The organism is Moorena sp. SIO4G3, assembly GCF_010692305.1.
GTDB classification, from domain to species: domain Bacteria; phylum Cyanobacteriota; class Cyanobacteriia; order Cyanobacteriales; family Coleofasciculaceae; genus Moorena; species Moorena producens_A.
The window spans coordinates 1-6,083 of sequence record NZ_JAAHIG010000474.1 but is presented as its reverse complement, the minus strand read 5'-3'; the positions used below and the strand labels follow the sequence as shown (position 1 = coordinate 6,083).

General features: G+C 40.2%; 5 protein-coding genes. 3 read left to right on the top strand and 2 right to left on the bottom strand.

Annotated elements, in window-relative coordinates:
* Positions 1-1,108: 1,108 nt before the first annotated feature.
* From ltrA to F6J99_RS40370, 3 genes are all read left to right on the top strand, one after another.
* Positions 1,109-2,863, top strand: coding sequence for a group II intron reverse transcriptase/maturase (gene ltrA / locus F6J99_RS40380; protein ID WP_293121851.1), 1,755 nt, complete (start codon positions 1,109-1,111; stop codon positions 2,861-2,863).
* A gap of 102 nt (positions 2,864-2,965) precedes the next feature.
* Complete coding sequence (locus tag F6J99_RS40375) at positions 2,966-3,820, top strand: Dam family site-specific DNA-(adenine-N6)-methyltransferase (protein ID WP_293121853.1); 855 nt, start codon at positions 2,966-2,968, stop codon at positions 3,818-3,820.
* A 260-nt stretch (positions 3,821-4,080) separates the two neighbouring features.
* Positions 4,081-5,004, top strand: coding sequence for a type II restriction endonuclease (locus F6J99_RS40370; RefSeq protein WP_293121849.1), 924 nt, complete (start codon positions 4,081-4,083; stop codon positions 5,002-5,004).
* A gap of 304 nt (positions 5,005-5,308) precedes the next feature.
* Here F6J99_RS40370 and F6J99_RS40365 read toward each other — a convergent pair whose 3' ends face one another.
* On the bottom strand, positions 5,309-5,443 hold the full coding sequence (locus F6J99_RS40365; RefSeq protein WP_293121847.1) for a hypothetical protein: 135 nt from the start codon (positions 5,441-5,443) through the stop codon (positions 5,309-5,311).
* A 24-nt stretch (positions 5,444-5,467) separates the two neighbouring features.
* Positions 5,468-5,662: a hypothetical protein gene (locus F6J99_RS40360; RefSeq protein ID WP_293121844.1), complete on the bottom strand. Its 195-nt coding sequence runs from the start codon at positions 5,660-5,662 to the stop codon at positions 5,468-5,470.
* Positions 5,663-6,083 lie beyond the last annotated feature (421 nt).

The window sequence follows — 6,083 nt, the reverse complement described above, 5'->3', positions numbered from 1 at the left end:
GGTGAGGGAGTAGGGAGTAGGGAATAGGGAATAGGGAGTAGGGAGTAGGGAGTAGGGAGTAGGGAGTAGGGGGAGAAAGATTTTGTCTGGATATTGTAAGTATGGAAAATTATCCGGATTTGATATAAAGTAAGATATTTTTAACTATCAATAATCAATTATTTTAAATATTTTTTTGTTTTTTAGACAGTATTTTATATAGATGTTTTATCTGTTATGGTGCAAGAAATAATAATATACAAGGGATATATAGCCTTTATATATTATAAAACCCAATGCTTATTTAGCATAAAATAAAAAAAAATGGGATATTTTGAATACTGTTCCCTTTTCCCTATTCCCTGTTCCCTATTTACTTGTTATATTAATCCTAGGTTTACATCTCAAATAAAAATGCTATACAATATTGATTGTATGCAATTTCAATGATTATAAACGTGGCTATTTTAACAGAATCTGAACCATTTACCCTAATACAGCACCCAATAAAAAAAGAAATAGAATTAGCATCTCCTGTGCTAAAATGGGCAGGTGGAAGTGCGACTCGTTGAGCTAAAACCCACGCCAGTGGGGGGATAGCTCGAATAGCAATAGCTATTTAACTGTGTGTTACATGTAGGTTCAAATCCTACAACCTAGATGTCAGGTTACTCCATATTCCTAGGCTCCGAGACTGAATATCAACGGGTCGAGTGCAAGGAATAAAAGCGGTGTCAATTCTAAGTCATCCATGAGCCAAACCGCAAGGGAGACCGAAAGGATAAGACAACGAACTGGTGATTGACGCATCGTCAGCCCAAGATTCAGGACAAGATGACTCATGTCCCGTATCGAATTAGAGACCATGGGTGAACAAGTCTTTCCGCGCTGGTTCAGACATCCCCCGTCTAATAGACAGTCTCTCGGTGTATAGCCAGTATCCAACCCGGTCAGACAATGGACACACGGAACGAGGTAATCAAGATAATTGCTCCTGTAAAAAAGGTAGGTATTCAACCGCAAGGGTTATCTTGACGAGACGATATCAGAAGCCAATGCCCTGGGGAAAGCCCAGGGATATGCTGACGGATATCCCTGAGACAACAAGAGTAGAACACGAGTAGCAGTTATGTCCAATACACACGAACCCGTGATGGTGGAATCGAATAACTGGAACTCTCTCAACTGGAAAACCATTGAGAGAGCAGTGTTCAAGCTGCAAAAGCGTATCTACAAAGCCTCCCAAAATGGGGACAAAGCCAAAGTTAGAAAGCTACAAAAACTACTTGCCAAATCAAAATCAGCGAAACTGCTAGCCATAAGGAAAGTAACTCAAGATAACAGAGGTAAAAGAACCGCCGGAATTGATGGGAAGAAGAGTCTTGACCCATCTCAAAGGTTAGCGCTGGCCAGATACCTAGAGTTGGACGGTAAGGCCAATCCTGTAAGAAGGATAATGATTCCTAAACCCGGAAAGAAGGAAAAAAGACCTCTAGGAATCCCAAATATGGAAGACAGAGCGAAACAGGCATTAGCCAAAATAGCTCTAGAACCAGAGTGGGAAGCCAAATTTGAGACAAATTCTTACGGATTCAGACCTGGGAGAAGCACAAAGGAGGCAATAGCGGCCATATACTCAGACATCAACAAACAGGATTATTACGTCCTAGATGCTGATATACAAAAGTGCTTTGACCGTATAGACCATCAAAAACTGTTGGACAAAGTGGATACATATCCACAAATGCGAAGACAGTTAAAGGCTTGGTTGAAAGCAGGAGCCGTTGGAAAAGATGGGTTCATCAACACACCAGCAGGTACACCTCAAGGAGGAGTAATCTCGCCATTATTGGCAAATATCGCATTGCACGGTATGACCCAATTAATGAAAGAGGAATTTCCCCTAAGGTATATCACTAAAGCGTTAGGAAAAAAGTACAACCTACCCAGTGGGAGAACTCTAAGAACTCCCATAGTCCACAGATATGCAGATGATTTCATTATCCTGCACCAAAGTAAAGAGGTTGTACTGGAAGCCAAAGAGGCAATTCAAGAATGGCTAAAAGAAATTGGACTGAACCTAAAGGAATCTAAAACCTCAATAGCACACACCCTAGGAAAGGAAGGGACTTTGACAGGTTTTGACTACCTTGGGTTCAACATCCGACAATATGAGGTCAATGAGGTTAATAGCCGGAAGGATAGGACGGGTAAGAAATTAGGGTATAAAACACTAATCAAACCCAGTAAGGAATCCATAAATAGGCATATGGATGACCTGAAAATAACTATCAGAAAGCACAGAAACTCTGACCAAGCCACATTAATAGGAGACCTAAACGCTAAAATAACTGGATGGGCAAACCAATACAACTCAGTGGTTAGCTCCAGAATATTTGGACAAATTGACTATAAGCTATTCCACAAACTAGAAAGATGGGCTAAATATAGGTCTCCAAACATTGGAGCCAAAGAAGCCATGTCCAACTATTGGTGGATAGACAAAGGGGAAGGATGGACATTCAAAACCCCTGATGGAACAGCTACCTTGGTGAAACATAAAGACACCAAAATAAAAAGGGTAGTTAGACTAATAGGTCACAAATCCATATATGACGGAGACTGGCTATATTGGGCTGAAAGGCTTGCCAAATACCATGGGGTAAAACCCACAGTAAATAAACTGCTGAAAAAGCAGAAGGGAAGATGCGGTCTGTGCAATCAAAGGTTTAAGGCCGATGATATTTTTGAAGTAGACCACATCATCCCCCAAAGAGCAGGCGGTAGTAATAAGCTAGACAACAAACAGCTAGTCCATGCTCACTGTCACCATACCAAAACTCGGGAACAGAGAACAATATATCCCCACTTTGGAGAGCAATAACAATGTTGCCAGGAGGAGCCGGATGATTGGGAACAGTCATGTCCGGTTCTGGAGGAGAGTTCTAGGGGGGAACCCCTAGTTCGACTCTAATAGACTCAGCTTCTGCCACAACTTCGAGAGAGATACTCACCAAAGTTAAGTAAGGGAACTCTGACGACTTATATCGAACCCTTCGTGGGAGGAGGTGCAGTTTTTTTCGATATTGTCAACAGTTTTGATATTCAGAAAGCATATCTATTTGATACCAATCCTGAGCTGATTATCCTTTATAAGGTTATCCAACAGGATGTTGAATCCCTGATCAAAGAACTGTTAAAGCTTAGTAATACATACCTGCCTAAAGATGATCAACGTCGGAAAGCATTATACTACGAATATCGGAACCAATATAACACCTTTAATAAACAAATCGATGCTAACGATTACGATCAAGATTGGAGCAAGCGGGCTGCCATAACAGTTTTTCTGAATAAAACCTGCTTTAACGGTCTGTATCGGGTCAATAGCAAAGGAGAATTTAATGTGCCAGTGGGACGATACAAAAATCCTAAAATTCTGAATGCCAATAATCTGCGAGCTGTCTCCAAGCTATTCCAAATTGCTGAAATAGAACAAAGGGACTTTAGTCAAGTTCTGGAATATGCTGATCATAGCACCTTTATTTACTATGATCCTCCCTATCGTCCTATCAGCAAAACCTCCAATTTCAATTCCTATCATTCCCTAGAATTTGATGATAATGAGCAGCGTCGTTTACGGGATGCGTTTATCAAAGCTGATCAGGCAGGAGCCCATCAAATGCTCAGCAATTCTGATCCCACAAACTATGTTAATGATTTGTTTTTTGATGAGTTATATCAAGGGTTTACTATTGAGCGAATATTGGCATCCCGTAGAATAAATTCAAAAGGAAGTAGCCGAGGAAACATTAGAGAAATTCTGGTTACTAACTATTAAAATAACCTTCAAACCAATCTGAAAAAGTAGAATTACAATCATGTAACTATAGCAATTCTCTATGCCATGAGGTACAAAGCGATCCCCCTAAATCCCCCTTATCAAGGGGGACTTTGAGGTTGAGAAGCGTACCTCATAAATCCTAGAAACGCTATATAGGAGTAACTATAAGAAGGTAGAGGGGGGAGACGGGGAATTATTTTACCATTGGTTCTTTTTATTTAAAAAGGACAAAGGATATAGTACACAGGACAAATTCGATGAAATTTCATTCTGTATTTAGGGAAAATCTTGGCTGTAATGACCCTGACAGCGTATTCGAGTATGTGATGGCAACCCTGAAACCCTCTATTGTGAAATGGGATTATTTCGTAAATTGGAATAAGGTTAGCGAAAAGGTTAGAGATATTGAGATTAATCTCAATCTTTTGAACTATCTTGTGGGCAAAGATAATGTTGAAGAAGAAGCAAGAGTGTTATTCAGAGAACATCCAAAGCTAATCTCTATCATTCCAGCATTACTAGCTTGTCGTCCTCAAAAGTTTCATATTTTAACCGACTATCAATCAGGAGAATTTAACTATGATGATTTCAGTTTCAATAAGGAAGAAAATATAACAGACGAAGATATTGATCAAGCTATTCTTTTCCTAAAGGAGTTAGGTTTCCTAGAGCAAATCACCTCAAGACGTATCAAGTCCCTCACAGATTACTTTGTCGGTGTCGAGGTCGGTCTAGATACAAATGCTCGCAAAAACCGAGCCGGTAAAGCCATGGAAGACATCGTCGAGTACTTTGTCAATTCTATCTGTACTCGTCATGGCTTTCAGTACATCCCGCAGGCTAAGTCAGATGGCATCAGATCAGAATTTGGCAAACATCTTACCATCAAAAAAGCGTCCAAAACGATTGATTTTGCAATTAATACTCCTAATAAACTCGTTTTAATAGAAACAAACTTTTATAGAGGTGGTGGCTCTAAACTAAAATCGACAGCTGGTGAGTACAGCGAGATATTCTTACAGTGGAAACAAGATGGTCACGAATTTATCTGGATTACCGATGGTTTTGGTTGGCGAACAGCTAAAAGACCTCTTCGCGATACCTTTGATAAAATTGATTACATTCTCAACCTGGATATGGTTGAAAAAGGTGTCCTAGAGGCTTTGATATTAGACCACTGATTTTATTTGGATTTTAAGAGATGATATAGGGTTTTGATCTAGGTTGTAAACACACTTATTTTCTTTCCATAAGGGAGTATGTTCACAAGTCAAATAGAAATGCTATAAGTATCAAAATAATCAGCATTAACTTAAAAAAGTTTAAGTCTTAATAAACTCACATTATAAACCCAGATATAGTCAAAAAAAAAGCCGTAGACATAATGTCCACGGCTTTTTCAATGCCACCGTAAGTGGATTTAAATTTTGATGTCAGTCAGATCCCAAACCTAACCTGATGTGATCTTATTTGATTGGCCAAAGGTCACGCTACGCGACCAGACCGGAGCTTTTGCCTGGGGGGAAAACCCCCCAGAAATTTAGCGATGCAGCGCGGTCTTGGGGAGGCAGCGCGGTCTTGGGGGTCTCCCCCATGAGCGACTGCCGTGGTTTCCCCCATGAGCGACTGCATCAAGACAAAGTGTTATGGCAACAGCCAATACTTCATCATTGTCGTAATCACTTCGTCTGGAACCTCAGTTGGCTCCAGAGGGCTCCACTCGCAAATCTCGGCATAGCCAAGTGTATAAAGCATGTGCATACTATGCATTACTGCTTGACGAGAGCCTTTTAGAGTGTGCTCAACAGGTTGTTTCTTTAGGTTTGGGTTTTTTGACATAAATCAAAGATTGAATTCGTCGTTATATTTATAATCATAATGATTATAAATATAATTGTCAAGGGTTTTGAAGATTTTTTTTGGGGAAGTTTTAGGGGTAATAAAAAAACGTTCGCTAAAGTTATACGAACGCTTTTTTTGTAAAAAAAATCAACTTAAGTGTTGCTGATTATGGGTATGGTCAAGCCCCCCTAGCCCCCCAAATTTTGGGGGAACAAGACTTTCAAATTAACCCAAATTTGGGGGATTTAGGGGGCTTGACCAAAACCAGATGATCGCGCATTCATTCCTTGATTCAGCAACGCCTTTTTAATAGCTATTAAGTACACAAAAATTCCCTACTCCCTACTCCCTACTCCCTACTCCCTACTCCCTACTCCCTACTCCCTACTCCCTACTCCCTACTCCCTACTCCCTACTC